At 60.7% G+C, this 26,856-nt stretch carries 28 protein-coding genes and 1 tRNA gene; 8 read left to right on the top strand and 21 right to left on the bottom strand.

Annotated features, from left to right (window positions below; all coding sequences use genetic code 11):
- Positions 1-21: 21 nt before the first annotated feature.
- The 8 genes from ychF to K1567_RS12555 all read right to left on the bottom strand — a co-directional run bounded on the left by ychF (position 22) and on the right by K1567_RS12555 (position 6,929).
- On the bottom strand, positions 22-1,122 hold the full coding sequence (gene ychF / locus K1567_RS12590; protein WP_169867955.1) for a redox-regulated ATPase YchF: 1,101 nt from the start codon (positions 1,120-1,122) through the stop codon (positions 22-24).
- Between the two features lie 21 nt (positions 1,123-1,143).
- On the bottom strand, positions 1,144-1,728 hold the full coding sequence (gene pth, locus K1567_RS12585; RefSeq protein WP_034095780.1) for an aminoacyl-tRNA hydrolase: 585 nt from the start codon (positions 1,726-1,728) through the stop codon (positions 1,144-1,146).
- 167 nt (positions 1,729-1,895) lie between these two features.
- Positions 1,896-2,492: a 50S ribosomal protein L25/general stress protein Ctc gene (locus tag K1567_RS12580; protein ID WP_034095781.1), complete on the bottom strand. Its 597-nt coding sequence runs from the start codon at positions 2,490-2,492 to the stop codon at positions 1,896-1,898.
- Between the two features lie 137 nt (positions 2,493-2,629).
- The gene (locus K1567_RS12575; protein ID WP_003171603.1) at positions 2,630-3,571 is read right to left on the bottom strand and encodes a ribose-phosphate pyrophosphokinase; all 942 of its coding nucleotides are present in this window, start codon (positions 3,569-3,571) and stop codon (positions 2,630-2,632) included.
- Between the two features lie 46 nt (positions 3,572-3,617).
- A tRNA-Gln gene (locus K1567_RS12570) sits at positions 3,618-3,692 on the bottom strand.
- A gap of 37 nt (positions 3,693-3,729) precedes the next feature.
- Positions 3,730-4,533: a 4-(cytidine 5'-diphospho)-2-C-methyl-D-erythritol kinase gene (ispE, locus tag K1567_RS12565; protein WP_187696848.1), complete on the bottom strand. Its 804-nt coding sequence runs from the start codon at positions 4,531-4,533 to the stop codon at positions 3,730-3,732.
- Positions 4,534-4,582: 49 nt separating this feature from the next.
- Positions 4,583-5,200 (bottom strand): lipoprotein insertase outer membrane protein LolB, encoded by a 618-nt coding sequence (lolB, locus tag K1567_RS12560; protein WP_099313228.1) that lies wholly within the window; start codon positions 5,198-5,200, stop codon positions 4,583-4,585.
- Positions 5,201-5,204: 4 nt separating this feature from the next.
- Positions 5,205-6,929, bottom strand: coding sequence for a tetratricopeptide repeat protein (locus K1567_RS12555; protein ID WP_034095784.1), 1,725 nt, complete (start codon positions 6,927-6,929; stop codon positions 5,205-5,207).
- A 183-nt stretch (positions 6,930-7,112) separates the two neighbouring features.
- Here K1567_RS12555 and hemA point away from each other — a divergent pair, with 183 nt between their 5' ends.
- The 6 genes from hemA to K1567_RS12525 all read left to right on the top strand — a co-directional run bounded on the left by hemA (position 7,113) and on the right by K1567_RS12525 (position 12,478).
- Entirely contained in the window at positions 7,113-8,402 is a 1,290-nt protein-coding gene (hemA, locus tag K1567_RS12550) for a glutamyl-tRNA reductase (protein WP_220698539.1), read from the top strand.
- The gene (gene prfA, locus K1567_RS12545; protein WP_034111686.1) at positions 8,399-9,481 is read left to right on the top strand and encodes a peptide chain release factor 1; all 1,083 of its coding nucleotides are present in this window, start codon (positions 8,399-8,401) and stop codon (positions 9,479-9,481) included. The genes hemA and prfA overlap by 4 nt, the downstream gene beginning before the upstream one ends.
- Complete coding sequence (gene prmC / locus K1567_RS12540; protein ID WP_220698538.1) at positions 9,482-10,312, top strand: peptide chain release factor N(5)-glutamine methyltransferase; 831 nt, start codon at positions 9,482-9,484, stop codon at positions 10,310-10,312.
- On the top strand, positions 10,306-11,061 hold the full coding sequence (locus tag K1567_RS12535; protein WP_034095788.1) for a molybdopterin-synthase adenylyltransferase MoeB: 756 nt from the start codon (positions 10,306-10,308) through the stop codon (positions 11,059-11,061). The genes prmC and K1567_RS12535 overlap by 7 nt, the downstream gene beginning before the upstream one ends.
- Complete coding sequence (gene murI / locus K1567_RS12530; protein WP_220698537.1) at positions 11,054-11,848, top strand: glutamate racemase; 795 nt, start codon at positions 11,054-11,056, stop codon at positions 11,846-11,848. Before K1567_RS12535 ends, murI begins: the two co-directional genes overlap by 8 nt.
- 111 nt (positions 11,849-11,959) lie before the next feature.
- On the top strand, positions 11,960-12,478 hold the full coding sequence (locus tag K1567_RS12525) for an acyloxyacyl hydrolase (RefSeq protein ID WP_032886125.1): 519 nt from the start codon (positions 11,960-11,962) through the stop codon (positions 12,476-12,478).
- A gap of 53 nt (positions 12,479-12,531) precedes the next feature.
- Here K1567_RS12525 and K1567_RS12520 read toward each other — a convergent pair whose 3' ends face one another.
- From K1567_RS12520 to K1567_RS12465, 12 genes are all read right to left on the bottom strand, one after another.
- Positions 12,532-12,837, bottom strand: a complete 306-nt coding sequence (locus K1567_RS12520; protein WP_034111692.1) for a YkgJ family cysteine cluster protein — start codon at positions 12,835-12,837, stop codon at positions 12,532-12,534.
- A 54-nt stretch (positions 12,838-12,891) separates the two neighbouring features.
- Positions 12,892-13,371, bottom strand: a complete 480-nt coding sequence (locus K1567_RS12515) for a DUF2878 domain-containing protein (protein WP_034095791.1) — start codon at positions 13,369-13,371, stop codon at positions 12,892-12,894.
- On the bottom strand, positions 13,364-14,635 hold the full coding sequence (locus K1567_RS12510) for a cyclopropane-fatty-acyl-phospholipid synthase family protein (protein WP_220698536.1): 1,272 nt from the start codon (positions 14,633-14,635) through the stop codon (positions 13,364-13,366). Before K1567_RS12510 ends, K1567_RS12515 begins: the two co-directional genes overlap by 8 nt.
- On the bottom strand, positions 14,622-15,431 hold the full coding sequence (locus K1567_RS12505; protein WP_034095793.1) for a DUF1365 domain-containing protein: 810 nt from the start codon (positions 15,429-15,431) through the stop codon (positions 14,622-14,624). The genes K1567_RS12510 and K1567_RS12505 overlap by 14 nt, the downstream gene beginning before the upstream one ends.
- Positions 15,428-16,675 carry an NAD(P)/FAD-dependent oxidoreductase gene (locus tag K1567_RS12500; RefSeq protein WP_169903781.1) on the bottom strand — a complete coding sequence of 416 codons (1,248 nt, stop codon included), beginning with the start codon at positions 16,673-16,675 and terminating at the stop codon, positions 15,428-15,430. The genes K1567_RS12505 and K1567_RS12500 overlap by 4 nt, the downstream gene beginning before the upstream one ends.
- Positions 16,672-17,454 (bottom strand): SDR family oxidoreductase, encoded by a 783-nt coding sequence (locus K1567_RS12495; RefSeq protein WP_034095795.1) that lies wholly within the window; start codon positions 17,452-17,454, stop codon positions 16,672-16,674. The genes K1567_RS12500 and K1567_RS12495 overlap by 4 nt, the downstream gene beginning before the upstream one ends.
- The gene (locus tag K1567_RS12490) at positions 17,451-17,873 is read right to left on the bottom strand and encodes a nuclear transport factor 2 family protein (protein WP_034095796.1); all 423 of its coding nucleotides are present in this window, start codon (positions 17,871-17,873) and stop codon (positions 17,451-17,453) included. The genes K1567_RS12495 and K1567_RS12490 overlap by 4 nt, the downstream gene beginning before the upstream one ends.
- Positions 17,866-19,311: a deoxyribodipyrimidine photo-lyase gene (gene phrB / locus K1567_RS12485; RefSeq protein WP_034111697.1), complete on the bottom strand. Its 1,446-nt coding sequence runs from the start codon at positions 19,309-19,311 to the stop codon at positions 17,866-17,868. The genes K1567_RS12490 and phrB overlap by 8 nt, the downstream gene beginning before the upstream one ends.
- The gene (locus tag K1567_RS12480) at positions 19,312-20,241 is read right to left on the bottom strand and encodes a MerR family transcriptional regulator (RefSeq protein WP_034111698.1); all 930 of its coding nucleotides are present in this window, start codon (positions 20,239-20,241) and stop codon (positions 19,312-19,314) included.
- A 15-nt stretch (positions 20,242-20,256) separates the two neighbouring features.
- A complete protein-coding gene (locus K1567_RS12475; protein WP_034095799.1) occupies positions 20,257-21,216 on the bottom strand; it encodes a DUF523 and DUF1722 domain-containing protein in 960 nt (319 codons plus the stop codon).
- Positions 21,217-21,328: 112 nt separating this feature from the next.
- The gene (locus K1567_RS12470; RefSeq protein ID WP_047881679.1) at positions 21,329-21,544 is read right to left on the bottom strand and encodes a TIGR02450 family Trp-rich protein; all 216 of its coding nucleotides are present in this window, start codon (positions 21,542-21,544) and stop codon (positions 21,329-21,331) included.
- Entirely contained in the window at positions 21,541-22,527 is a 987-nt protein-coding gene (locus K1567_RS12465) for an NAD(P)/FAD-dependent oxidoreductase (protein WP_034095801.1), read from the bottom strand. Before K1567_RS12465 ends, K1567_RS12470 begins: the two co-directional genes overlap by 4 nt.
- 198 nt (positions 22,528-22,725) lie before the next feature.
- On the opposite strand from K1567_RS12465, the gene K1567_RS12460 reads away from it, so the two are divergent.
- Both K1567_RS12460 and hemH read left to right on the top strand, forming a co-directional pair.
- The gene (locus K1567_RS12460) at positions 22,726-23,625 is read left to right on the top strand and encodes a TIGR01777 family oxidoreductase (RefSeq protein ID WP_034111701.1); all 900 of its coding nucleotides are present in this window, start codon (positions 22,726-22,728) and stop codon (positions 23,623-23,625) included.
- Positions 23,626-23,639: 14 nt separating this feature from the next.
- Positions 23,640-24,665, top strand: a complete 1,026-nt coding sequence (gene hemH, locus K1567_RS12455) for a ferrochelatase (protein ID WP_034095803.1) — start codon at positions 23,640-23,642, stop codon at positions 24,663-24,665.
- A 5-nt stretch (positions 24,666-24,670) separates the two neighbouring features.
- Here hemH and K1567_RS12450 read toward each other — a convergent pair whose 3' ends face one another.
- Complete coding sequence (locus tag K1567_RS12450) at positions 24,671-26,764, bottom strand: TonB-dependent siderophore receptor (RefSeq protein WP_310794499.1); 2,094 nt, start codon at positions 26,762-26,764, stop codon at positions 24,671-24,673.
- Positions 26,765-26,856 lie beyond the last annotated feature (92 nt).

Genomic DNA, 26,856 nt, shown 5'->3' with positions numbered 1-26,856 from the left:
TGAATGAATTACAAGTGACGCTTATACGTTAAAGCGGAAGTGCATCACATCACCGTCCTTAACGATGTACTCCTTGCCTTCCAACCGCCATTTACCAGCCTCCTTGGCACCGGCTTCACCCTTGTACTGGATGAAGTCGTTGTAAGCGATCACTTCAGCGCGGATAAAGCCTTTTTCGAAGTCGGTGTGGATCACACCGGCAGCCTGTGGTGCGGTGGCACCGACCTTGACGGTCCAGGCGCGGACTTCTTCGACACCGGCGGTGAAGTAGGTCTGCAGGTTGAGCATTTCGTAACCGGCACGGATTACACGGTTCAGGCCAGGCTCTTCCAGGCCCAGGGCCTCAAGGAACATGTCTTTTTCTTCGCCGTCTTCAAGTTCGGCGATTTCCGCTTCGATCTTGTTGCAGACCGGAACAACCATGGCGCCTTCTTCGTCGGCAATGGCCTTGACCACGTCGAGCAGCGGGTTGTTCTCGAAGCCGTCTTCAGCCACGTTGGCGATGTACATCACAGGCTTGGTGGTCAGCAGGTGGAAGCCTTTGATCACGGCTTTCTCGTCGCCACCCATGTTCTTCATCAGGCTGCGCGCAGGTTTGCCTTCGGTAAAGTGGGCGATCAACTGCTCCAGCAGACCTTTCTGGACCACGGCATCCTTGTCGCCGCCCTTGGCGTTACGCGCAACTTTCTGCAGTTGTTTTTCGCAGCTGTCGAGGTCGGCGAAGATCAGTTCCAGGTCGATGATCTCGATGTCGCGTTTCGGGTCGACGCTGTTGGAGACGTGAATCACGTTCTCGTCTTCAAAGCAGCGGACCACGTGGGCGATGGCGTCGGTCTCACGGATGTTGGCCAGGAACTTGTTACCCAGGCCCTCGCCTTTCGACGCGCCGGCCACCAGGCCCGCGATATCGACGAATTCCATGGTGGTCGGCAGGATGCGCTTGGGATTGACGATGGCCGCCAATGCGTCCAGGCGCGGATCGGGCATAGGCACGATGCCACTGTTGGGTTCGATGGTGCAGAAGGGGAAGTTCTCCGCCGCAATACCGGACTTGGTCAGGGCGTTGAACAGGGTGGATTTGCCGACGTTGGGCAGGCCGACGATGCCGCAATTGAATCCCATGGTGTTTCCCCTCGGTAAGAGTCAGGCCTTCTGGCTGTGCAGGTTTTTCATCGCACGGTTCCATTCACCGGCGAGGATATCCGGCAGCACGCCGAGGGCAAAATCGATGCTGGCATCGAGTTTTTCCTGTTCGGCGCGTGGCGCACGACCCAGGACGAAATTTGAAACCATACTGGCAACGCCCGGATGGCCGATGCCGAGCCGCAGGCGGTAAAAGGTATTCTGATTGCCCAACTGCGCGATGATGTCGCGCAGGCCATTGTGACCACCATGCCCGCCGCCCTGTTTGAGCTTGGCGACGCCGGGTGGCAGGTCCAGCTCGTCATGGGCCACCAGGATTTCTTCGGGTTTGATCCGGAAGAAGCCCGCAAGCGCCGCGACAGCCTGGCCGCTGCGGTTCATGTAAGTGGTGGGAATCAGCAGACGAACATCCTGACCTTGATGCGAAAAGCGTCCGGTCAGGCCGAAATATTTGCGATCGGCCACCAGGTTTACACCTTGGGCGTGGGCGATGCGCTCAACAAAAAGGGCCCCCGCGTTATGCCGGGTCTGTTCGTATTCAGCGCCTGGATTTCCCAGGCCAACGATCAGTTTAATGGCAGTCACGACAGGGGCCCTTCCTTTGGAGTTGTGGATAACATCGCCGCGACCTGCATGCGGCGAAAGTGGACGACAAAGATCATTTACTCAAGAGTAAACGCCGCGTTATCGCCCGCTTTCTCGCTACGTTTCGGTCCGCGATGTTTCCTCAAGCTCCGGCAAGACAGAGTGAATTACTCTGCAGCGCCTTCTTCAGCTTCTGGAGCAACGCGTGGAGCGTGTACGTTGGCAACTGCTTTGTCATCACCGTGAGCCAGTGCAACGAACTCAACGCCTTTTGGTGCCTTGATGTCGGACAGGTGAACGATGGCGCCGATTTCCAGAGCCGACAGATCGACTTCGATGAACTCAGGCAGGTCTTTCGGCAGGCAGGTCACTTCGATTTCGTTCAGGACGTGAGAGATCTCGCCGCCTTTCTTGACCGGAGCTTCTTCACCAACAAAGTGCACAGGCACGATAGCGGTCAGTTTCTGGCCAGCAACAACGCGAACGAAGTCGGCGTGCATGATGAACTGCTTGGAAGGGTGACGCTGCATTGCTTTAACGATGACGTTCTGCTTGGTGCCGTCGACGTTCAGCTCGATAACGTGGCTGTAGGCAGCTTCGTTTTCGAACAGCTTGGCGATTTCTTTGGCCAGGATGGTCACGGATTCAGCAGGCTTGCTACCGCCGTATACAACAGCAGGAATGTTGGCGGCGTGACGCAGGCGGCGGCTCGCACCTTTCCCCAGGTCAGTACGCGCTTGAGCGTTCAGAGTAAATTCAGTCATTTTGTATCTCCAAAATAGCCATCATCGAGCGGCGTTTGCGACCAGCGCCAGACTCGATATGGGCAAAAAAGCCCCGCCCCAACACAATGCTGGGGCGGGGCGCTTTTCGTCAGTGCTTTGTTACGAAGGGGGAACCCTTAACGGAACATCGCGCTGATCGATTCTTCGTTGCTGATACGGCGAACCGCCTCGGCAACGACCGGTGCGATATCCAATTGACGGATACGCGCACAGGCTTGAGCGGCGGCGGACAACGGGATGGTGTTGGTCACCACCAGTTCGTCCAGCACAGAATTCTCGATGTTCTCGATCGCTCGGCCCGACAGCACAGGGTGTGTGCAGTAGGCGAAGACTTTAGCCGCACCGTGCTCTTTCAAGGCTTTCGCCGCGTGGCACAGGGTGCCGGCGGTGTCGACCATGTCATCAACCAGAATACAGGTACGCCCTTCGACATCACCAATGATATGCATCACTTCAGAGTGATTGGCTTTTTCACGGCGTTTGTCGATGATCCCAAGGTCCACGCCCAGGGATTTGGCAACAGCTCGTGCACGCACGACGCCACCAATGTCCGGGGACACGATCATCAGGTTTTCAAAGCGCTGGTCTTCGATGTCATCCACCAGAACGGGGGAGCCGTAGATGTTATCTACCGGAATATCGAAGAACCCCTGGATTTGGTCAGCGTGCAGGTCAACCGTGAGAACACGGTCGATGCCTACCACGGTCAGCATGTCAGCCACGACTTTCGCGCTGATAGCCACACGTGCGGAACGCGGACGGCGATCCTGACGGGCATAACCAAAGTAAGGGATTACAGCTGTGATTCGAGTCGCTGAGGAGCGGCGGAAGGCATCAGCCATCACGACGAGTTCCATCAGGTTATCGTTGGTCGGAGCGCAGGTCGGCTGAATAATGAAGACATCTTTACCGCGGACGTTTTCATTGATCTCGGCTGTAATTTCGCCGTCGGAGAATTTACCGACAGAGATGTCACCGAGAGGGATATGCAGCTGACGTACGACACGTCGAGCCAGATCGGGGTTAGCGTTCCCCGTAAAGACCATCATCTTGGACACGCGCAGTACCTAGAGGCTGAGGGTAACCTGGATGAGTATAGGAAAATGGCAGGGGCGGCTGGATTCGAACCAACGCATGGCAGGATCAAAACCTGCTGCCTTACCGCTTGGCGACGCCCCTGTATCTGTTGCAACGAGTACCCAGTACTCGATTCCTTTTAGAGCAGACTTTGCAGCTTGCGATGCAACATCGAAACGTTGCTTCCCTTTGCTACAAACCCTGTAAGGGTCTCTGTAAGAAGGGCCGAGACTTTATCAGCTTCAGCTTTGTTTGGGAAGCCCCCAAACACACAACTTCCAGTTCCGGTTAATTTTGCTTCGGTAAATTTACCTAACAAATTCAAAGCGTTACGTACCTCTGGATAACGCCTTGCTACAACCGGTAAGCAGTCATTTCGACTGTTTCCCTTGGGAACGGGGCGCACTTTAATGGGAGGAGAGTTACGTGTCAACAGCGGATCTGAAAAAATTTCTGCTGTACTTACAGATACTTGCGGGACAAGCACGACGTACCATGGCTCTTCAGGCTCTACAGGCGTCAGTTTTTCCCCTACGCCTTCGGCAAAAGCCGCGTGCCCGCGTACGAAAACCGGGACGTCTGCCCCCAGCGTCAGGCCCAGCGCAGCCAGGCGATCAGGGTCCCAGCCGAGGTGCCACAAGTGGTTCAGGCCCAGCAGGGTAGTCGCGGCATTCGAGCTGCCACCGCCGATCCCTCCGCCCATGGGCAAAATTTTATCGATCCAGATGTCGATGCCCAGTGAGCTGCCGGATTGCTCTTGGAGTTTTTTCGCGGCCCGCACAATCAGATTGTTGTCGTGGGGCACGCCTTCGAATTCGGTATGCAACTGGATCACGCCGTCGTCGCGTACGGCGAAGGTCAGTTCGTCGCCGTAATCGAGAAATTGAAACAGCGTCTGCAGCTCGTGGTAGCCGTCTTCACGGCGTCCGAGAATATGCAGCATCAAATTGAGTTTGGCCGGAGAGGGCAGGGTCAGTTTTTCTGCGGTCACGTTATTGCCCCAATTTGCGCGGTTGCCAGTCCTTGATCACCAGCGTGACGTCCAGGTCCGTGCCGTGCAATTTGATGCGTTCGGGCAGCCAATAGCCGTTCTGTTGTACGTAACTGAGGTACTCAACCTGCCAGCCATCCTGTTCAAGGGTGGCCAGACGACTGTCGCCGTTAAGGCTCAGGCGACTCTTGCTGTCCGGTGCGGGCAAACCGCGCACCCACCAGACCAGATGAGACACCGGCAGTTTCCAGCCAATCTGTTCTTCCAGCAGAGCTTCCGGGGAGGTCGCTTCGTAGCGCCCCTGGTTGGCCACTTCGAGGCTCACCTGACCCGGACGCCCGGTCAGCCGCGCCGCGCCTCGGCCCAGTGGGCCCGAGAGGCGAATATCGTAGTAGTCCTGGCGTTGCAGCCAGAACAGCGTGCCGCTGCCGGAATCTTTCGGCGCGCGTACGCCGACTTTGCCTTCGATCTGCCAGCCATCGATGCTGGCCAGTTGGCTCTTGTGCTGCTTCCATTGCGCCGGTTTGCCCTGGCCTTCAACGGATTCGCGGGCGCCAAAGCCCGCGCAACCGGCGAGCAAGGCGATAAGACTGAACACTATAACGTGGCGCAAAAACATAAATTTAAAGGGTCTCGGATCCGGTCAGGCGCTTGATGGTGCTGCGCAGGATGGGGCTTTCGGGTTGTTCCTTGAGGAACTTTTCCCAGATTTGACGGGCTTCGCGCTGTTTGCCATTGGCCCACAACACTTCGCCCAAATGGGCCGCGACTTCCTGATCGGGAAAGCGCTCCAACGCCTGGCGCAGCAAGCGTTCGGCTTCATCCAGGTTACCCAGGCGGTAATTCACCCAACCGAGGCTGTCGAGGACGGCCGGGTCTTCCGGATTGAGTTTGTGCGCTTGTTCGATCAGCGCCTTGGCCTCGTCGTAGCGGGTGGTGCGATCGGACAAGGTGTAACCCAGGGCGTTGAGGGCCATGGCGTTGTCGGGGTCGCGCTTGATGATCAGGCGCAGGTCTTTTTCCATCTGCGCCAAATCATTGCGTTTTTCCGCCTGCATGGCGCGGGTGTACAGCAGGTTCAAATCGTCGGGGAATTGCAACAAGGCTTGTTGCAGCACTTTCCAGGCGCGATCACCCTGACTATTGGCCGATAAGGTCTCAGCCTGAATCAGGTACAACTGGATGGCATAGTCCGGCTCGGCATCCCGCGCGGCGGCCAGGCGTTTTTCCGCCTCATCGGTGCGGCCGTTGCTCATCAGGATATCGGCCTGGCGCAGTTGGGCCGGCAGGTAATCGTTACCGGAGCCGACCTGAGCGTATTCGAGCAGGGCTGCCTGTGGGTCGTTGCGCTCTTCGGCAATGCGGCCCAGGTTCAGGTGCGCGGAATCCACATGGCTTTCCCGGGCGATCAGCTCTTCCAGGTACCCTTTGGCCTCGTCCCAGGCTTTGGCTTCCAGGCATACCAGGGCCAGGGAATAGCGCAGTTCATCGTCGTCCGGATATTGCTGGACCAGATTGGCGAACTGCACTTTGGCGTCCTCCATGCGGTCCTGCTCCACCAGCATACGTGCGTAAGTCAGGCGCAGGCGCTTGTCTTCCGGGTACTTCTTGATGCTTTTTTCCAGCAACGGAATCGCTTCCTTGCCGCGATTGAGATTCTGCAGCAAGCGTGCGCGCAGCAGAATTGGGGCGATTTCCCCCTCATCCGGCGGGTTTTGTTCCAGCAGCTTCAGCGCTGCTTCGGCTTCGTCATCCTGTTGCAGCAGCAAGGCCTTGCCGAAAATCAGCTGGCTGTTTTTAGGGTGCTTCTGTAGCAGTCGGTCGAAACTGTTCATCAGGCCATTGCGGGTGTCCTGGTCGGTGTCGGCGGCCGACAGCGCCAGGAAGTCGAAATGGGTGTCACCCTTGCCCTGCAGGACTTTCTCCATATACACCATGGAGTCGTCATAGCGCCCGGCCCGCGCCAACTGAATGGCCGCCGCCCGTTGTGCTTCCAAGTCGTCCGGGGCGTTTTTCGCCCAGATCAGCGACGTGTCCAGCGCCGCCTGATCGGCCCCCAAGTACTCGGCGATGCGAAACGCGCGCTCGGAGATCCCCGGGTCCTGCGTATTGATGGCCTGGGTCACGTAGTTATCCAGCGCAATATCGAAGCGATTGCGCTGGCCGGCCAGCTCCGCGGTCAGCAGGCTGTACACCGTTTCTTCGCTGAACGATGAGTAAACTTTGGGCTTTTCAGGGGCGGGGGTGCTGTCTTCTGTCGGCGGCGTACCGTCCGGCTGCACGGGGGCCATGGCCTGGCAGCCGCTGAGGAAGACAAAAGCAAGGAGCAACGCGGAAGATCTATTCATATAGGAAGAGGACGACTAACCTGCGGTCGGATCATCATGACACAAGCCTTCGGCCAAACATAACCGAGTCTCAATGCGTGTCTTTTATAGGCACAAGGTATAGGGACAATAGACGACGGTGGTTGTTCTGAATCTTTCGAAGTAGGACAATCGCCGGCTTCCCGACATCATCAGCGATATTGAATGGCCTTCCTCGCACTCGGTATTAACCACAAGACTGCCTCTGTAGACGTGCGCGAGCGCGTGGCGTTTACGCCTGAGCAGTTGGTTGAAGCCTTGCAGCAGCTCTGCCGGCTCACCGACAGTCGCGAAGCTGCGATCCTTTCGACCTGCAATCGCAGTGAGCTTTATATAGAACAGGAACATCTCTCTGCGGATGTCGTCCTGCGCTGGCTGGCCGATTATCACCATTTGAGCCTCGACGAGCTGCGCGCCAGTGCTTATGTGCATGAAGAGGATGCGGCAGTTCGTCACATGATGCGTGTGGCGGCCGGTCTCGATTCGCTGGTGTTGGGCGAACCGCAGATCCTGGGCCAGATGAAATCCGCCTACGCCGTGGCGCGCGAAGCCGGCACCGTTGGTCCGTTGCTGGGTCGGCTGTTCCAGGCCACGTTCAATTCCGCCAAGCAGGTGCGCACCGACACGGCGATCGGCGAAAACCCGGTGTCCGTGGCGTTCGCGGCCGTCAGCCTGGCCAAGCAGATTTTCAGTGACCTGCAGCGCAGCCAGGCGCTGCTGATCGGCGCCGGGGAAACCATCACCTTGGTCGCTCGTCACCTGCACGACCTGGGGGTCAAGCGTATCGTGGTGGCCAACCGTACCTTGGAGCGCGCCAGTATCCTGGCCGAACAGTTCGGCGCCCATGCGGTGCTGCTGGCGGATATCCCGGCCGAACTGGTGCGCAGCGATATCGTCATCAGCTCCACCGCCAGTCAGTTGCCGATCCTGGGCAAAGGCGCGGTTGAGAGCGCGCTGAAGCTGCGCAAGCACAAGCCGATTTTCATGGTGGATATCGCCGTTCCTCGGGATATCGAGCCCGAAGTCGGCGAGTTGGACGATGTTTATCTGTACAGCGTCGACGATCTGCACGAAGTGGTCGCCGAAAACCTCAAGACTCGTCAGGGCGCAGCCCAGACCGCCGAGGAAATGGTCAGCACCGGCGCCGAAGATTTCATGGTGCGCTTGCGTGAACTGGCGGCGGTGGACGTGCTCAAGGCGTATCGTCAGCAGGGCGAACGCCTGCGCGACGAAGAACTGATCAAGGCCCAGCGCTTGCTGGCCAATGGCAGCAGCGCCGAAGAGGTGTTGATGCAGTTGGCGCGTGGCCTGACCAACAAATTGCTGCATGCACCCAGTGTGCAACTTAAGAAATTGACCGCCGAAGGCCGCCTCGATGCGCTGGCCATGGCCCAGGAACTTTTTGCCCTCGGAGAGGGCGCGTCAGACAGCTCTTCGGATAAAAAACCGCAATGAAAGCGTCACTGCTCAATAAACTGGACGTGCTCCAGGACCGTTTCGAAGAACTGACCGCCTTGCTCGGCGATGGCGAGGTCATCGCCGATCAAGCCAAATTCCGTGCCTATTCCAAGGAATACGCCGAAGTTGAGCCCGTGGTCGCCACTTATAAGAACCTGCTGAAAGTGCAGGGCGACCTCGAAGGCGCCCAGGCACTGCTCAAAGACAGCGACCCGGACATGCGTGAAATGGCCGTGGAAGAAGTCCGCGAGGCCAAGGAAAAACTCGCCGAGCTGGAAGGCGACCTGCAACGCATGCTGCTGCCCAAGGACCCCAACGACGGACGCAACGTGTTCCTCGAAATCCGCGCCGGCACCGGTGGCGACGAGGCGGCGATCTTCTCCGGCGACCTGTTCCGTATGTACTCGCGCTACGCTGAGCGTCGCGGCTGGCGTGTGGAGATCCTGTCGGAGAACGAAGGCGAACACGGTGGCTATAAAGAAGTCATCGCCCGTGTCGAAGGCGACAATGTCTACGGCAAGCTGAAGTTCGAGTCTGGCGCGCACCGTGTGCAACGGGTGCCGGCCACCGAGTCCCAGGGCCGCATCCACACCTCGGCCTGCACCGTCGCCGTGCTGCCCGAGCCGGATGAACAGGAAGCCATCGAGATCAACCCGGCCGACTTGCGCATCGATACCTATCGTTCGTCCGGTGCCGGCGGCCAGCACGTCAACAAGACCGACTCGGCCATCCGTATCACCCACTTGCCGTCGGGCATCGTGGTGGAATGTCAGGAAGAGCGCTCCCAGCACAAGAACCGGGCGCGTGCCATGTCCTGGCTGTCGGCCAAGCTCAATGACCAGCAGACCAGCGCCGCCGCCAATGCGATCGCCACTGAGCGCAAGCTGCTGGTGGGCTCGGGCGACCGCTCCGAGCGCATTCGCACGTACAACTTCGCCCAGGGACGGGTGACCGATCACCGAATCAACCTAACCCTGTATTCCCTGGACGAAATCCTCGCCGGCGGCGTTGAAGCGGTGATCGAGCCGTTGCTCGCCGAATACCAGGCCGATCAACTAGCGGCCATAGGTGAATAAATGACCATCATCGCCAGCCTGTTGCGCGCCGCCGACCTGCCGGATTCGCCCACCGCGCGCCTGGACGCCGAATTGTTACTGGCCGCAGCCCTGGGTAAATCGCGCAGCTATCTGCACACCTGGCCGGAAAAAATCGTCAGTAGCGAAGACGCGCTGAAGTTTGCCGGCTACCTGCAACGCCGCCGCGCGGGCGAGCCGGTGGCTTATATTCTCGGCCAGCAAGGCTTTTGGAAACTCGACCTTGAAGTGGCGCCGCACACGCTGATCCCGCGTCCCGAGACCGAAATGCTGGTGGAAGCGGCGCTGGAATTATTGCCGGCCACGCCCGCCCGCGTGCTTGACCTGGGCACCGGCAGCGGCGCGATTGCCCTGGCCTTGGCCAGCGAGCGTTCGGCCTGGCAAGTGACCGCGGTCGACCGTGTGCTGGAAGCGGTGGCCCTGGCCGAGCGCAATCGCCAGCGTCTGCACTTGAATAACGCCACGGTACTCAACAGCCATTGGTTCAGCGCCCTGCACGGGCACTCCTACGATCTGATCATCAGCAACCCGCCGTATATCGCCGACAACGACCCGCATCTGGTGGCCGGCGACGTGCGTTTCGAGCCCGCCAGCGCCCTGGTGGCGGGCCATGATGGTTTGGATGACCTGCGGCTGATCATCCAGGACGCGCCCGCCCACCTGAATGCGGGTGGCTGGTTGCTGTTGGAGCACGGTTACGATCAAGCCCCTGCGGTGCGCGACCTGTTGCAGAGCCAAGGTTTTGAGCAAGTGCACAGCCGCGTCGACCTTGGCGGGCACGAACGTATCACCTTAGGGCGCCGGCCGTGCTGACCGATCAGGAGCTGTTGCGCTATAGCCGACAGATTCTGTTGCAGCATGTCGACATTGACGGGCAATTGCGCCTCAAAAACGGCCGTGCCCTGATAGTCGGCCTTGGCGGTCTGGGCGCGCCGGTAGCGCTGTACCTGGCCGCTGCGGGCGTTGGCCAGTTGCATTTGGCGGATTTCGACACGGTCGACTTGACTAACCTGCAACGCCAGATCATCCATGACACCGACAGCGTCGGGCAGACCAAAGTCGACTCGGCCATGCGTCGCTTGCGCGCGATCAACCCCGACATCCAACTGGTGCCCCATCGCACCGCGCTGGATGCCGATTCGCTGGCCGCAGCCGTGGCTCAAGTGGATGTGGTGCTCGATTGCAGTGACAACTTCTCTACCCGCGAGGCGGTCAATGCCGCCTGTGTCGCCGCCGCGAAGCCGTTGATCAGCGGCGCTGCGATTCGTCTGGAAGGGCAATTGTCAGTGTTTGACCCCCGTCGCGCCGACAGCCCGTGCTACCACTGTTTATATGGGCACGGCAGCGACGCCGAATTGACCTGCAGCGAAGCCGGTGTCGTCGGGCCGCTGGTGGGCTTGGTCGGCAGCCTGCAAGCCCTGGAGGCCCTGAAGCTGTTGGCCGGTTTTGGCGAGCCGTTGGTCGGGCGTTTATTGCTGATCGATGCCTTGACCACGCGTTTCCGCGAGCTGCGGGTCAAGCGCGACCCTGGCTGCAGTGTCTGCGGGACTCGCCATGGGTAAGGATGCGCCGATCGGTGTGTTCGATTCCGGTGTCGGTGGCCTGTCGGTGCTGGAGGAAATCCAGCAACTACTGCCCCACGAGTCGCTGCTCTACGTCGCCGATTGCGGGCATATCCCTTATGGCGAGAAAACTCCGGCCTTTATTCGCGAGCGTTCGCGGCGGGTGGCGGCGTTTTTCCGCGAGCAGGGCGCCAAGGCATTCGTAATTGCCTGCAACACGGCGACGGTGGCCGCCGTCGCCGACCTGCGTCTGGACTACCCCGATTGGCCGTTGGTGGGCATGGAGCCCGCCGTCAAACCCGCTGCCGCCGCGACCCGCAGTGGAGTGGTCGGCGTGCTCGCCACCACCGGCACCCTGCAAAGCGCCAAGTTCGCGGCGTTGCTCGACCGTTTTGCCACCGACGTGCGCGTGATTACCCAGCCATGCCCAGGCCTGGTTGAGCTGATTGAAACCGGCGACCTGAGCAGCCCGGCCCTGCGCCAGTTGTTACAGGGTTATGTCGACCCCCTGCTCAGTGCCGGTTGCGACACCATCATCCTCGGTTGTACCCACTATCCCTTCCTTAAACCGATGCTTGCGCAAATGCTGCCGCCGAGCGTCATCCTCATCGATACTGGCGCCGCAGTGGCACGGCAGCTCAAGCGCTTATTGGGCGAGCGCAACCTGTTGGCCGACCGGAAACCTGTTCCCGCGCAGTTCTGGACCAGCGGCGATCTGTCTCACCTAAGAAATATCCTACCGACACTATGGAAACATCCCGGAATCGTGCGAAGCTTCGCCTCGTGAAAATTTCGTGAAATTTCGTGATTAGAAGCTGAACTTCTGACTCTGCGCAGGCTTCTATAGCGAGATTGCTTGTACAAAACACCATACAAACTTGTTCGGAAGGAACGTTTAATGAAGCGCTTGTTCTGTTTGGCTGCGATTGCGGCCGCCGTTGTAGGACACTCGTTCTCGGCGCAGGCCGCCGGCCTCGAATTCGGTCTGGGGGCCACCAGCGATTCGACGTTGACATACCGCCTGGGGCTGACTTCGGATTGGGATAAGAGTTGGATGCAAAGCGATGTAGGTCGCCTGACCGGTTACTGGAGCGGTGCTTACACGTACTGGGAAGGTGATGACCGCGCAGGCGCCAGCAGTCTGTCGTTCTCACCGGTGTTTGTGTACGAATTTGCCGGGCAATCGGTCAAACCGTACATTGAGGCCGGCATCGGCGTTGCGGTGTTCTCCCGTACCAAGCTGGAAGACAACAACATCGGCCAGGCTTTTCAGTTCGAAGACCGTTTGGGTTTCGGCCTGCGCTTTACCGGTGGGCATGAAGTGGGCATTCGCGCCACCCATTATTCCAACGCCGGTATCAGCAGTAACAACGATGGGGTAGAGAGCTACTCGCTGCACTACACCATGCCGTTGTAATCACCCGCATCGCAAAACGCTGCGGGGGCGGCTTGTGCCCTCCCGCATTGCGATCAGATATACGCCGTCGCAATCCCTTGGCGTTCTTCCAGGCACTCCGGTGCGCCCATCTCGAATTCCCGACAAATCAGCGGGCGCCGCTCGTAAATCGTACACATCATCGTGTCCCGATCCAGCGCCGCACACCAGCCGTCGTCCAGGCGCAGCATCACTTCACCGCCCCAATCGTCTGTGTCGATATAGCGCTCAGGCACGCCCGTATCGGTAATCAGCATGACTTCCAGCTGGCAGCAGCACGCCGCACACGTAGAGCAGGTGACGGCGGGTTCAGCGATTTGGATGTGGGGGATGTTGGTCATAGGCGCGCAGTGTAAGGCATGGACGAGTCTAGGGTGTGAAAGGTCTGACAGACGTCAGCGCGCCAATCGATGCAGCCCGACAAAAACCACGGCCCACAGCAGCGCCAGCCCGATCAGCGTGGGCGCCACGTCAAAGCCGAATTCCACGCCTGCCAACTGGCTGCCGGCGTAATACGACAGCGGCCCGCCGACTGCGCCTAATACGGCGGCTCGCCACCAGGGGCGTGCGCTCCATGCCAGGCAATGACGCAACGTGGTGGCCAGCAGCGCCCACAGCAGCATCAGCCAAAACGGGATCAACGGCCCCGGTTCGCTGAACTGAAACACACCCAGCGCTCGCAGTAACGTGTCCAGCAGCGTGCCCGCCACAGTCACGCCAATGATCAGCGCGCCATCCTTGGCCCAAGAACTTATCCACAGCAGATGAACGGCCAGCACCGCCACGCCAATCAGCAACCAGGGGCCGTCGCCGCCCAGCACGCAGGCAAACCAGCCGCACTGGAACAGCGCGGCGTTGGCCAGGTTTTTAAGCATTGAAACGGCCGAGCAGCGGAGGGTTGATCGCCGCCGGTTTGGCCAGCAGCAACTGGGCCGTGCCGATGGTGCGCTCCATAAAGCCACCTTCGCAGTAGCACAGGTAGAACTCCCACAGCCGCAGGAAGTACTCGTCGTAGCCCAGTTCTGTCAGGCGGCCATGGGCGCGGCGAAAATTCTCATGCCACAGGCGCAGGGTTTTTGCGTAGTGCAGACCGAAGTCTTCCATGTGCAGCAAGTTCATATCGGTGTCGCGGCTGACGATCTGCAGCATGTTCTGTACCGAGGGCAGGGCGCCGCCGGGGAAGATGTAGCGCTGGATAAAATCCACGCTGCGTTTGGCTTGCTCGAAACGCTGTTCGCGGATGGTGATGGCTTGCAGCAACATCAGGCCGTCGCGCTTGAGCAACTGTGCACATTGCTTGAAGTAGGTGGGCAGAAAGCGATGACCCACAGCCTCGATCATCTCGATGGACACCAGTTTGTCGTACTCGCCCGTGAGATCGCGATAATCCCTTAGCAGCAGGGTGACCTGATCTTGCAGGCCCAACGCCTGTATGCGTTGTTCGGTGTACGCAAATTGTTCTTTGGACAGGGTCGTGGTGGTGACCTTGCAGCCATAGTGCTGCGCGGCATACAGCGCCATGCTGCCCCAGCCGGTGCCGATCTCCAGCAAATGGTCTCTGGGTTTGAGGGCAAGCTTCTGGCAGATACGCTCCAGTTTGTTCAGTTGCGCCTGTTCCAGGGTGTCGTCGGCCGTCAGAAATTGCGCCGCCGAGTACATCATGGTCGGGTCGAGGAATTGTTCGAACAGCTCATTGCCCAGGTCGTAGTGGGCGGCGATGTTTTTTTGCGAGCCCTCGCGCGTATTGCGGTTGAGCCAGTGCAGGCTCTGAGTCAGCGGGCGGGCGAGGCGGGCCAGGCCACCTTCCAGCGCGTCGAGTACGTCCAGGTTGCTGACCATCACCCGCACCACGGCGGTCAGGTCCGGGCTGGTCCAGTAGCCATGGATAAACGCTTCGCCGGCGCCGATCGAACCGTTGGCCGCCACCAGGCCCCACACGGCCGGATCGACGATCTGGATTTCCCCCAACAGGTGCGCTTCCCGTGCGCCGAACACTTGGCGTTCACCGTCCTCGATCACCACCAACTGGCCATGGCGCAATTGGCTGAGTTGACGCAGCACACCCTTGCGCAGCAGCGCGGTGGTCATGCCGTTGACGTTCAGGCGGCTGGCCTTGACCGATAAGCTAGGGGATTTCATGGCGATGTTCCTTGGTATACCCGACGGCGGTGCGAGAGGCGCCATCGGCGGCCCGGTGGGAGAAAATCGGTGTGCGTTTGAGCAACAGGCGCAGGGCCTGCCAGTAAATGGCCAGGCAGGTCTTGGCGGTCATCCACGGAAAACGTCCCAGGTAGCGGTGCAGACTGGCGCGGGTCAGCGCCTCTTTGTGCAGGCTCAGGGTGGCGTCGAAGACTTTCAGCTCGCCCTGCCAGTCGGCCATATGCACGCCAAGCCGCTCGGCGGGCGGGCTGAAGCTCATGCGGTATTCCAGGTCCCGCGGCAGGAACGGCGATACATGGAACGCCTTGGCCACGGCGAAATGCTGGTGCTCGTCCGCGCCCAGTGCCTGGGCCGGCAGCACGTAGTGGTAGCGTTCGCGCCAAGGGGTGTTGGTTACTTCACACAGGATCGCGGCCAATTGCCCATCGGCCTCGAAACAGTAGAAGAAACTCACCGGATTAAAAGCCAGGCCCCAACTGCGAGCCTGGGTCAGTAGGCAGATAACGCCCTGGGGTGTGCGCCCCAGCGCCTTGCCGACTTCCTGGCGCACGGCATCGCTCAGGCTCATACCGTGGCCGGTCAACTCACGCAGGTAGTCCTGCTGGCGAAAACCGAAGGGCGCCAGGCGGCTACGCCCGGCCAGGGGCGAGAGCCCGAGCACTTGGTCTTCTTCGCTCAAATCCAGGTACAGCAGGCCGATGCGGTAGCGAAAGGCATGAGCCTTGGGCGCAAACCGGCGGTGGGCAATCCAGCCGCTGTACAGGGCGCTGTTCACAGGGTCTCTCCGAAGGTTTGCGCCACGCGCAGGGCGCTGACCACGCCGTCTTCGTGGAACCCGTTGGCCCAATAGGCACCGCAATAATGGGTATGTCGGGCGCCGTTCAGTTCTTCCCAGCGCTGCTGGGCGGCAACGGCGGCCAGGCTGTATTGCGGGTGGGCGTAGGTAAAGCGCGCGAGGATCTTCAGCGGGTTGATCACCGCCGTCTGGTTGAGGCTCACGCAAAAGGTCGTGGTGCTGTCGATGCCTTGCAGGATGTTCATGTCGTAGGTTACGGCGGCCTGGGCCTGACTGTCGCCGGTCAGCCGGTAGTTCCAACTGGCCCAGGCCAGCCTGCGGTCGGGCAGCAGGCGCGTGTCGGTGTGCAGCACTACGTCGTTGTCGGCGTAGGGCAGGGCGCCGAGGATTTCCTGCTCGGCCTGGCTCGGGTCGCCGAGTAACGCCAGGGCTTGATCGCTATGGCAGGCGAACACCACTCGGTCGAACGTCTCGCTACCGGCCGCGCTGTAGATAACCACACCGTCCTCGTTGCGTTCGACTTTATGCACAGGGCAGTTCAGGCGGATCCGCTCACGAAAACCGCGCGTCAGCGGTTCGATATAAGCGCTGGAGCCGCCTTCGATCACGCACCATTGCGGGCGATTGTTCACCGACAACAAGCCGTGGTTCTTGAAGAACCGTACAAAGAACTGCAACGGAAACCCCAACATGTCCGCCAGTGACATCGACCAGATCGCTGCCCCCATCGGCACGATGTAATGACGCACGAAGCGCTCACCGTAACCGCCGGCAGTGAGGTAGTCGCCCAGGGTCATATCGGCGCTGATCCGTTGTTCTTGCAGATCCAGCGGAGCCTGGCGGTTGAAGCGCAGGATGTCGCGCAACATGCCCCAGAAGCCTGGCGAGAGGATATTGCGGCGCTGGGCGAACAGGCTGTTGAGGTTGTTGCCGTTGTACTCGAACCGGGTGCGCTCGTCGCACACCGAAAAACTCATCTCGGTGGGTTTGAACGCCACGCCGATCTGCCCCAGTAACCGAATGAAGTTGGGGTAGGTCCAGTCGTTGAACACGATAAAACCGGTGTCCACCGCGTAGGGTTGGCCCTCCACCGTCACGTTGACCGTATGGGTATGCCCGCCGATGCGGTCGCCCGCTTCGAACAGGGTGATGTCGTGGCGGCGGCTGAGCAGATAGGCGCTGGTCAGCCCGGCGATACCGCTACCGATAATGGCGATCTTCACAGGTCGTCCTTCTTCGGCGGTGGGCTGCGCAACATGCGTTTGCCGATGATCAATTGCGCGCGGTTGGGCAGTTTCGACAACGGCCACAAGGTGGCGATAAACAGCGCGGGGAAGGCGATCTCCAACGGGCGCTTGCTCAGCTTGGCGAAGATATGCCGCGCGGCTTTGTCGGCGGGCCAGCTCAGGGGCATCGGGAAGTCGTTGCGTTCGGTCAGGGGCGTGTCGACAAAGCCTGGGCTGATCACGGTAACGTCGATGTTCTCCGGCGACAGGCTGATGCGCAGCGATTCGAACAAGTAGCGCAGGCCGGCCTTGGACGCACCGTACGCCTCGGCACGTGGCATTGGCAGGTAAGTCACGGCGCTGGCGACGCCCACCAGGTGCGGCGTGAGCCCGGCGCGCAGCAACGGCAGGGCGGCTTCGATGCAGTAACTGCTGGCCAGCAGGTTGGTGCGCACGACGTGCTCGATGATCGATGAGTCGAACTGGCGGGCGTCCACGTATTCGCACGTGCCGGCGTTGAGGATCACTGTGTCCAGCGCACCCCACACCTGAGCGATGTGCTCGCCGATTTCGCGCACGGTCTGGCTGTTGGTCAGGTCGCCGGCCACCACCAGCACTTGACCAGGGTAACGCTGCGCCAACGCCTCCAGCGGCTCTTTGGTGCGCGAGCTCAACGCCACCTGGGCGCCGCTGTTGAGCAGCTCCACGGCCAGCGCGGCGCCGATGCCACTGCTGGCGCCAGTCAGCCAATAACGACGAGGCGTCACTGCGTTCATCCCACTCTCCTTTTCAGCCAGCTGATCACCTTGCCCAACACGGGCAGGTGTTCGTACAGCAGTGCCCCGGCATCGAAATAATCCCGATGGCGGTACACCGTTTCACGCCACATCAGGTGTGAGCAGCCTTCCACGCGGATGACCTTGCCACTGGCCAGGCGCGGGTGGCAGAAGCTCATTTTCCAGCGCAGGTAGCCTTCGCCCTCGGCGACCTGATCGAAACCGTGGAAATCGAAGCGTAACTGGCTGACGTTGCCGTACAGCGACTCGAAATAGCGGTGCAGCGCGGTCAAGCCGTGCACTTCGTGCAGCGGATCGGTGAAGGTGATGTCCTTGCTGTACAGACTGTCGAGCAAGTGCAGGTTGTGCTTGTCCAGGGTGGCGAAGGTCTGGGCGAAACGGCGCAGGAAATCACTCATGGGCACCTCCTACCGCTTCGCGCGACGGCAGACTGCGGAACGCCGCCAGGGCGCGCTCGCGGGATTTTTTCAAATCGACAATGGCGCGCGGGTAATCCGCCACGCCAAACAGTCCGCCAACCGCGTCGGGGTTGTGGACTTCCTTTTTATTCAGCCCGGCCAGTTCCGGCAGCCAGTGCTTGATGAACACGCCTTCGCTGTCGAATTTTTCCGATTGGCTCAGCGGGCTGAAAATCCGGAAGTACGGCGCCGAGTCGGTGCCGGTGGAAGAGCTCCACTGCCAGCCGCCATTATTGGCGGCCAAGTCGCCGTCGATCAGATGGCGCATGAAGAACCGTTCGCCTTCGCGCCAATCGATCAACAGATTCTTGGTCAGGAACATCGCCACCACCATGCGCAGGCGGTTATGCATCCAGCCGGTTTCAAGCAACTGGCGCATCGCCGCGTCGATGATCGGCAGACCGGTGCGCGCCTCTTGCCAGGCCGCCAGGTCCTTGGGCGCATCGCGCCAGGCCACGGCTTCGGTTTCGGGGCGGAAGGCGCGGTGACGGGACACCCGAGGGTAGCCCACCAGAATGTGTTTGTAGAACTCACGCCACAGCAGTTCGTTGATCCAGGTGATCGCCCCGATATCGCCGCTTTCGAACTCGCCCTGATTGGTTTGCAGCGCCGCGTGCAAGCATTGGCGCGGCGAGACCACGCCGGCGGCCAGGTAGGCAGACAACTGGCTGGTGCCAGGTTTGGCCGGGAAATCGCGCTCGTCCTTGTAATAGCTGATCTGCGCATCGGCGAAGGTTTCCAGGCGGCGTCGGGCTTCGTCTTCACCGGCAGGCCAGAGGGCGCGTAGGCGTTCGCTCGGCGGTTCGAAGCCATCGACGGTGGCTGGCACGGCGTCGCTTTTGATCGCCAGTTTTGCCTGGGCCTTGGGCGTGCTCACCAGGCGCGGCAGGGCGCTGTGCAGACGGGTGTAGCAGACTTTGCGGAACTGACTGAACACCTGGAAATACGTGCCGCTTTTGGTCAGCACACTGCCGGGTTGGAAAAACAATTGATCCAGGTAGCTGTGGAAGGTCACCCCATCGGCTTCCAGCGCCGTGGCCACCGCCGCATCTCGGCGGCTTTCATGAATGCCGTATTCCTCGTTGACGTGCACCGACGCCACGCCCAACTCGCCGCACAATTGGCGGAGCACGGCGGGTGCCTGGTCCCAGGTGGCGGCGGTGCGGATCAGCAACGGGATGTTGAGTTCGCCCAAGGACCGGCTCAAGTGCCGCAGGTTACGCAGCCAGAAATCCACTTTGCACGGCGCGTCATCGTGGGCCAGCCATTGTTCGGGCGTGATCAGGTACACCGCTGCCAGCGGGCCGCGCTGGCTCGCAGCGGCCAGGGCGGTATTGTCGTGAAGGCGCAAGTCGGTGCGCAGCCAGATCAGGTGCATTTAGACGAGTCCACGCTGGAGCATAAGCTGGTGGGCCGACAACGGGTCTTCGGCAAGGGACAGATCCGCAAGGTCATGGCTCAATAACGCCAGCTCGGCCTGATGAATACTCACCGTGGGGCCGACCAGCAGTGTCGGGCAATCAACACCGCCCAGTAGTTTGGCGAAGGCCGGCAGTTGCAAGGCTTTGCTCGAATACAGCAGCACGGCGCGCGGTTTGAGGTGCTCCACCGCCAGGGCCAATTCGCCGGCCGGCAGCGGCCAGTCGAACACTTCCACCGGGCAATCGGCGCTGCTGGCCAGCCAGGCGCTGAGCCACAGATGCGGCTCCAGCGGCAAGTCGGACTGGTTGATCAGCAGCAGCGGCGCACCGTGCAATTGCCGATTGTTGTGGTAAATGCGCGCGCCAAATTTGCTACGCAGCCACGAAAGGAAAAACACCCGCTCCATTTGCGCGCCGAACTGGCCCTGCCAGCGTTGCTCCAGTTCCTGGATCAGCGGTAGCAGCAGTTGCTCGCACAAGGTGCGGGGCGGGTACAGCGCCATGGCCTGGTTAAAGGCATCGTCGACCCGGCGCTCGGCCAAGTCGCTGATGGCCTGCACCAGCGTTTGGCGCAGACTCTGCCATTCGTTGGCAACGCTGTCGGGGGTGATCTGGGCGGAGTCGATCAGGTTTTTCACCTGGCTGACCGGCACGCCACGATTAAGCCAGGTCAGGATGGTGTGGATACGTTGCACATGCTCGGCACTGAAGAGCCGATGCCCCTTGGGCGTGCGCTGCGGCACGATCAAACCATAACGGCGTTCCCAGGCGCGCAGGGTCACGGCGTTGACGCCGGTCTGGCGCGCCACTTCACGGATCGGCAGCCAGCCGTCTTCAAGGGCTTGGGCGATGTCTTCGCCGGGTTCGTCTTGGAGGACGGCGTTCATGACGCTTTTCATGGGTTAGATCGCATTTCGCAGGCTGAGATTTTCCGGGTGCGGCTGCAAGTACGCCTGCTGCGCAATGTAGCGGTCCGGGTGTTGACGAAAGTGGTGCTTGAGCAACGTCAGCGGCACCACCAGCGGCACGATGCCGTGGCGGTATTGCCCGATGACGGTCTGCATTTCCTGTTTGTCGTCGGCGCTGATCACCTGTTTCAGGTAGCCGCTGATGTGCTGCAGCACATTGCTGTGGGTGCCGCGGGTGGCGCATTTTTTCAGGCCGGTCATCAGCTCAGTGAAGTAAACGCTGGCCAGCTCATCCAGCTCGGTACTTTTATCCATCGTGCCCAACAGGTGACCGAGGCTTTTGTAGTGCTGCGGGCTGTGAGCCATCAGCAAGTACTTGTACCGAGAATGAAAGGCCAGCAAGCGATGACGGCTCAAACCTTCGGCCAGCAGTGCTTGCCAGCTGGCATAGACGAATACGCGGGTGAGGAAGTTTTCCCGCAGGACCGGGTCATTCAAGCGACCGTCTTCTTCCACCGGCAAGTTGGGGTGGCGCGCGCAAAACGCCTGGGCATAGATGCCGCGACCGCCGCCATCCACCGGTGTGCCGTTCTCGCGATACACCTTGACCCGCTCCAGGCCACAGGACGGGGACTTCTGCATAAAGATGTAACCGCACAGGTCGGTATGCTCGCGCGCCATCTGCCGGCCGTAATCGTCCAGCGGCTGGGTCACGTTGAGGGCACGGTTCACCGTGCCGACGGCTTGCGGCTGGGCAGGGTCGCCCACCAGACGGATCGGTTCACGGGGGATGCCCAGGCCGATGGCGACTTCCGGGCACAGCGGCACAAAGTCGAAATAATCGGCGAGGGTCTGGCAACAGAGCAGGGATTGTTTATGTCCGCCATTGAAGCGCACGTTCTCGCCCAGCAGGCAGGCGCTGATGGCGATCTTCGGTTTGGTGATGCTGGACATGAGCAAACCTCTGCAAAATTCCTATACAAACAAGAGTGCCTGTACAACTAAATCTCATCATAGGTTTGATGCTGTACAAGTCAAATCATTTGTATAAGTTTTTACGCTGAGATTATTGCCAGCCGATTTTCCACGCCCCGGCGTCTTGCAGGGTTTGCCACGGCAGGCGTTCACCCCGGCGCGTCATGACCGCTTGCAGCTCGATTTCCAACACGGTGCCTTCTTCGTCACGAAACAGTTCGGTGACCAGAAAATGCTTTTCCTTGTTTTGGGGGTGTGCTGCTGTCCACTTCGACAGCAGCAATTTGGCCGGGTTGATGCGGTTCATTGCAGATGCTCGATCAGCCGTCGCGCTGCTTCTTGCCCGCTGAGCCAGGCGCCTTCCACACGGCCGGACAAGCACCAGTCACCGCATACGTACAAGCCTAGGTCGGCATCGGCGAGCACGCCGAATTCATGGGCGCTGGACGGTCGCGCGTACAGCCAGCGATGCGCCAGGCTGAACGACGGCGCGGGCATGGCGCTGTGCAGCAGTTCGGCGAACGCGCCGTGCAGGTATTCGGTGACCGCTTCTTTGGACAGGTCCAGATGAGCCTTGCTCCACGCGCTGGTGGCGTGCAGCACCCAGGTGTCGAGGGTGGTGTCGCGCCCGGGCTTGCTGCGGTTGCGCGCCAGCCAGTCGAGGGGGCTGTCCTGTACGAAGCAGCCCTCCATTGGGGTGTCCAGCGGGGTGTCGAAGGCCAGGGCCACGGCCCAGGTAGGGTCCATTTTCACACCGGCGGCGACGCCCGCCAGTTTGGGCGCGGCTGCCAGCAGGGCAGTGGCCTGGGGCGCGGGCGTGGCGATGATGACATGGCTGAACGGCCCGTGATTGCCGCCGTCGGCGTCCTGCAGGTTCCAATGATGTTTGCCTTGGAACACCTCGGTGATGCGGCAGCCGAATTGCACCGGCAAATCATCCAGCAATGCGCGAGTGATCGCACTCATGCGCGGTGTACCGACCCAGCGCACCTGCTCATCGGGTGAGGGGGTGAGCTGGCCGGACTTGAATTGATAAAGCTGGGGTTGCCACTGATCGACCACGCCCTGCGTCTGCCAGCGTTGCACCTCGGTGGCGAAGCGCCGGTCGCGGGCGGTGAAGTACTGGGCGCCCATGTCGAGCGCACCGGCATCGCTGCGTTTGCTGGACATGCGTCCGCCGCTGCCGCGGCTTTTATCGAAGAGCTGTACAAGGTGCCCGGCCTCTTTTAACGCTCGGGCGGCGGAAAGTCCGGCGATGCCGGTACCGATAATCGCGATGGGTAGAGTCATGGTGGGCCTCATTTACCGTTGGGTACAGGCTACGCCGAGACCAATAGCTGTACAATATTGTTTTTTGGTATAAGTTTTGGCGTACCTGAACCGTTGACGTGGCCTATGGTTAACCCTACGCCACGCCCGACTTCGAATTGATCCCTGCTTATAAAATAGACCAGTGATCGGCGGCGAACGTTACATGAGGAGCGTCCCATGCATATTTTGCTGACCGGCGGTACCGGCTTGATCGGTCGCCAACTCTGCCAACACTGGCTGGCCCAAGGTCATCGTCTGACCGTGTGGAGCCGTCATCCTGAGGAAGTGGCGTCGCTTTGCGGCGCGCAAGTACTGGGCGTTGCGCGCCTGGAAGAGGTGATCGGCGCGGTAGATGCGGTGGTCAACCTGGCCGGTGCGCCCATCGCCGACCGCCCCTGGACTCACAAGCGCAAGGCGCTGTTGTGGAGCAGCCGCATCAGTCTTACCGAAACTTTGCTGGCCTGGCTCGAAGGCCTTGAGCAGAAACCGGCAGTGCTGGTGTCCGGTTCGGCGGTGGGTTGGTACGGCGACGGCGGCGAGCGCGAATTGACCGAAGCCAGTGGCCCGGTGCAGGACGACTTCCCCAGCCAGCTGTGCATCGCCTGGGAAGAAACCGCCCAGCGCGCCGAAGCTCTGGGCATCCGCGTGGTACTGGTGCGCACTGGTCTGGTACTGGCTGCCGAGGGCGGCTTTTTGTCGCGGTTGCTGCTGCCGTTCAAACTGGGGCTGGGCGGGCCTATCGGCAATGGCCGGCAGTGGATGCCGTGGGTGCATATCCAGGATCAAATTGCCCTGATTGATTTTCTTCTGCACAAGCAAGACGCCAACGGTCCTTATAATGCGTGCGCGCCGCACCCGGTGCGTAACCGCGAGTTCGCCAAGACCCTGGGCCAAGTGTTGCATCGCCCGGCATTCATGCCCATGCCGGCCTTCGCGTTGAAGGTGGGGCTGGGCGAGTTGTCGGGGTTGTTGTTGGGCGGCCAGAAGGCCGTACCGGAACGTTTGCTGGCGGCCGGTTTCACTTTCCAGTTCACTGAGTTGCGCGCGGCTCTGGACGACTTGTCCACCCGCCTCTAGAGATAGGATGTTGCATGACGGATCACGCGTTGTTACTGGTCAACCTGGGTTCACCGGCGTCCACTTCGGTGGCCGATGTGCGCAGCTACCTCAATCAGTTTTTGATGGACCCTTATGTGATCGACTTGCCATGGCCGGTGCGACGCCTGCTGGTGTCGCTGATCCTGATCAAGCGCCCAGAGCAGTCGGCCCATGCCTACGCATCGATCTGGTGGGACGAGGGCTCGCCGTTGGTGGTGCTCAGCCGTCGCCTGCAAGCGCAAATGACCGCGCAGTGGACCCAAGGCCCGGTGGAGTTGGCGATGCGTTACGGCGAGCCCTCCCTGGAAACCACCCTGACGCGCCTGGCCGCCCAGGGTATCCGCAAAGTCACGCTGGCGCCGTTGTACCCGCAGTTTGCCGACAGCACCGTGACCACGGTGATCGAAGAGGCCCAGCGCGTGGTGCGTGATAAGAAACTGGCTGTGCAGTTTTCGATCCTGCAGCCGTTCTACGATCAGCCGGAGTACATCGACGCATTGGCGGCGAGCGCGCGCCGCTATGTGGAACAGGATTACGATCACCTGCTGCTGAGTTTCCACGGCTTGCCCGAGCGCCACCTGACCAAGCTCGACCCCACCGGCCAGCATTGCTTCAAGGATGCCGACTGCTGCAAGAATGCCTCGCCTGAGGTGCTCGCCACCTGCTATCGCGCACAGTGCTTCAGTGTCGCCCGTGATTTCGCGGCGCGGCTGGGCTTGCCCGACGGCAAGTGGTCGGTGGCGTTCCAGTCGCGACTGGGTCGCGCGAAATGGATCGAACCCTACACCGAGGCCCGCCTGGAGGCGCTGGCCCAGCAAGGTGTGAAAAAACTGCTGGTGATGTGCCCGGCGTTCGTCGCCGATTGCATCGAGACCCTGGAGGAGATCGGCGACCGCGGCCGCGAGCAATTCCGCGAGGCCGGGGGCGAGGACCTGATATTGGTGCCGTGCCTGAACGATGACCCCCAGTGGGCGGCGGCGCTCAATACCCTGTGCGAGCGCGCGCCGCAGCAACTGTAGGCGCGCTACAGATTGAGGGTCAGGCTGACCGTGAGGTTGCGCGGTTCGCCGGGGTTGACCCAGTAATTGCTGTAGGAGCGCTCGTAGTACTTTTCATCGAACAGGTTGTTGAGGTTCAGGCCCACCGTCACGTTTTGCGTGGCCTTGTAATGGGCCAGCAAATCGACGGTGTGGTAGGCGGGCAGTTCAAAGCTACCGCCGGCCTCACCCGAGCGATCCCCCACATAGGTGAACGCCGCGCCCATATCCGAGCCGCGCAAGGCGCCATCCTGGAATTCATACACCCCCAATAGACTGCCGCTGCGCTTGGCCACGCCGAGAATGCGGCTGCCCGTGGGAATTGTTTTGTCACCCTTGGTCACTTCGGCGTCGATATAGGCCAAGGCGCCGATCACGCGCACCGCGTCGGTCACTTGCCCGCTCAGCTGCAGGTCGAAACCCTGGCTGCGAGCCTTGCCCATGGCGCGGTTGGTATTGGTGGCCGGGTCCAGGGCCAGCACGTTTTCCTTTTCGATATGGAACGCGGCCAGGGTGGCGCTGAGGCGGTCGTCGAACAGTTCGCTCTTGATCCCCACTTCATAACCCACGCCTTCTTCAGGCTCGAAGGTTTTACCCGTGGCGTCCAGGCCGCTATTGGGCTTGAACGAGGTTGAAGCGTTGGCGAACACGCCGACCTCGGGCGTGAGCTGATAAAGCAGCCCGGCGCGCTGGGTGAGGGCGTCGTGGGTTTGTCGACTGGTTGGGGCGTTACGAGTGAAGTCGTCGAGGGTTTGTTCGAAGTGCTCGAAGCGCGCGCCAATCATGCCGCGCAAGCGCTCGGTGAAGATGATCTGGTCCTGCAGGTTCAACGCGTGGCTTTTAGTCTGCTCGAAGAAGTCAGTGCCGGAGCGAGCGCCATTGGGTTTGGGTTGGCCGTAGACCGGATTGTAGAGGTCTATGGGGTAGCTGCCCCCGATCGCAGTCACGCGTTCGCTCTTGCGGTAGTCCTCGTATTCGGTGCCCACCAGCAATTCGTGCTGCCAACTGCCGATGTCGAACAGGCCACGCAGTTCCAGCTGGGTAATGCTGTCATGCCAGCCCATGGAGCGTTCGCGGTAACGGCGATTGAGCGTATGACCGTCGGCATTCAGCGCCCGGTTTTCCGAAGCATCGCCCCATAGGCTGCCTTGTTTGTAGTGGCTGGCCAGGCGCAGTTTCCAGGCGTCGTTGAGGTGATGTTCGAGGGTCGCTTGCAGGCGGTTGTTGTGGTTGTCGATATCGCCGTCGTTGGGCTCGCCGAGGAACGTGCGGCGCGATACGCCGGGAGCGTCGATGGTGCCGCGGTCGAAGGTAGAGCTGTGGCGCACGAATTCACTTTCCACCAGCAGGGTGGTATCCGGGTCCAATTGCCAGCTGAACGACGGCGCGACAAACACCCGCTTGCTGCCGACGTGATCGCGGAAACTGTGGTTGTCTTCCACCGCCAGGTTGACCCTCGACAGCACGTTGCCTTCGCTGTCTAGTGGGGTGTTGACGTCCAGTGCGGTGCGATAACGATCCCAACTGCCTGCGCTGGCTTGCAGGGTGGTGAAGGCCTCGGGTTGAGGTTTTTTGGTGACGATATTCACCGTGCCGCCGGGATCGCCGCGCCCGTAGAGGCTGGCGGCAGGGCCCTTGAGCACCTCGATGCGTTCGATATTGGCGGTGTCCGGCGTGCTCGGGTAGCCACGGTTGGCGCTGAAGCCATCCTGGTAGAACTCCGAAGTGGTGAAACCGCGCACGCTGTATTCGTACAGGGTCAGGCCGCCGAAGTTGTTTTGCTTGGACACCCCTCCGGCGAATTCCAGCGCGCGTTCCACGTTGGTACTGCCCAGGTCTTTGAGCACCGTGGCGGGAATCACGCTGATGGACTGTGGGATGTCACGCAGAGCCGTGTCGGTTTTGGTCGCGCTGGCGGATCGGGTGGCGCGGTAGCCCGTGACCGGGCCGGTGGCGGATTCATAAGCGTCGGTCGTGACGCTGATAGCTTCCAGTTCCAGGCGGTTGTCTTCGGCGAAGGCAGGGTCCAGCAGCAATCCCAGGGCCAGACCGGCCATGGGAGCGATTTTTCGAGACGGCATGAGAGAGCGTTCCAATGATTTAATTGAAACAATATAACATGCCTAATGAGAATGAATCGCTATGAGATGTCAGCTGGCAAGCGCCCGCGAAC

This window comes from Pseudomonas sp. S5F11, assembly GCF_019641515.1.
GTDB lineage: Bacteria > Pseudomonadota > Gammaproteobacteria > Pseudomonadales > Pseudomonadaceae > Aquipseudomonas > Aquipseudomonas rhodesiae.
The sequence above is the reverse complement of the archived record's forward strand: the minus strand, read 5'-3'. Positions and strand labels throughout refer to the sequence as shown.

What these genes read in the sequence shown, in the direction of transcription:
- ychF (WP_169867955.1), bottom strand. Translation starts at nt 1,122, where the DNA reads ATGGGATTCAATTGCGGCATCGTCGGCCTGCCCAACGTCGGCAAATCC.
- K1567_RS12480 (WP_034111698.1), bottom strand. Translation starts at nt 20,241, where the DNA reads ATGAACGCCGTCCTCCAAGACGAACCCGGCGAAGACATCGCCCAAGCC.
- K1567_RS12515 (WP_034095791.1), bottom strand. Translation starts at nt 13,371, where the DNA reads ATGCTTAAAAACCTGGCCAACGCCGCGCTGTTCCAGTGCGGCTGGTTT.
- ispE (WP_187696848.1), bottom strand. Translation starts at nt 4,533, where the DNA reads ATGCTGCATATTCTCGGACGCCGTGAAGACGGCTACCACGAGCTGCAG.
- K1567_RS12510 (WP_220698536.1), bottom strand. Translation starts at nt 14,635, where the DNA reads ATGAAATCCCCTAGCTTATCGGTCAAGGCCAGCCGCCTGAACGTCAAC.
- K1567_RS12555 (WP_034095784.1), bottom strand. Translation starts at nt 6,929, where the DNA reads ATGAATAGATCTTCCGCGTTGCTCCTTGCTTTTGTCTTCCTCAGCGGC.
- K1567_RS12580 (WP_034095781.1), bottom strand. Translation starts at nt 2,492, where the DNA reads ATGACTGAATTTACTCTGAACGCTCAAGCGCGTACTGACCTGGGGAAA.
- lolB (WP_099313228.1), bottom strand. Translation starts at nt 5,200, where the DNA reads ATGTTTTTGCGCCACGTTATAGTGTTCAGTCTTATCGCCTTGCTCGCC.
- K1567_RS12465 (WP_034095801.1), bottom strand. Translation starts at nt 22,527, where the DNA reads ATGACTCTACCCATCGCGATTATCGGTACCGGCATCGCCGGACTTTCC.
- K1567_RS12460 (WP_034111701.1), top strand. Translation starts at nt 22,726, where the DNA reads ATGCATATTTTGCTGACCGGCGGTACCGGCTTGATCGGTCGCCAACTC.
- K1567_RS12495 (WP_034095795.1), bottom strand. Translation starts at nt 17,454, where the DNA reads ATGAACGCAGTGACGCCTCGTCGTTATTGGCTGACTGGCGCCAGCAGT.
- K1567_RS12470 (WP_047881679.1), bottom strand. Translation starts at nt 21,544, where the DNA reads ATGAACCGCATCAACCCGGCCAAATTGCTGCTGTCGAAGTGGACAGCA.
- phrB (WP_034111697.1), bottom strand. Translation starts at nt 19,311, where the DNA reads ATGCACCTGATCTGGCTGCGCACCGACTTGCGCCTTCACGACAATACC.
- hemH (WP_034095803.1), top strand. Translation starts at nt 23,640, where the DNA reads ATGACGGATCACGCGTTGTTACTGGTCAACCTGGGTTCACCGGCGTCC.
- K1567_RS12450 (WP_310794499.1), bottom strand. Translation starts at nt 26,764, where the DNA reads ATGCCGTCTCGAAAAATCGCTCCCATGGCCGGTCTGGCCCTGGGATTG.
- K1567_RS12490 (WP_034095796.1), bottom strand. Translation starts at nt 17,873, where the DNA reads ATGAGTGATTTCCTGCGCCGTTTCGCCCAGACCTTCGCCACCCTGGAC.
- hemA (WP_220698539.1), top strand. Translation starts at nt 7,113, where the DNA reads ATGGCCTTCCTCGCACTCGGTATTAACCACAAGACTGCCTCTGTAGAC.
- prfA (WP_034111686.1), top strand. Translation starts at nt 8,399, where the DNA reads ATGAAAGCGTCACTGCTCAATAAACTGGACGTGCTCCAGGACCGTTTC.
- K1567_RS12475 (WP_034095799.1), bottom strand. Translation starts at nt 21,216, where the DNA reads ATGTCCAGCATCACCAAACCGAAGATCGCCATCAGCGCCTGCCTGCTG.
- K1567_RS12525 (WP_032886125.1), top strand. Translation starts at nt 11,960, where the DNA reads ATGAAGCGCTTGTTCTGTTTGGCTGCGATTGCGGCCGCCGTTGTAGGA.
- prmC (WP_220698538.1), top strand. Translation starts at nt 9,482, where the DNA reads ATGACCATCATCGCCAGCCTGTTGCGCGCCGCCGACCTGCCGGATTCG.
- K1567_RS12520 (WP_034111692.1), bottom strand. Translation starts at nt 12,837, where the DNA reads ATGACCAACATCCCCCACATCCAAATCGCTGAACCCGCCGTCACCTGC.
- murI (WP_220698537.1), top strand. Translation starts at nt 11,054, where the DNA reads ATGGGTAAGGATGCGCCGATCGGTGTGTTCGATTCCGGTGTCGGTGGC.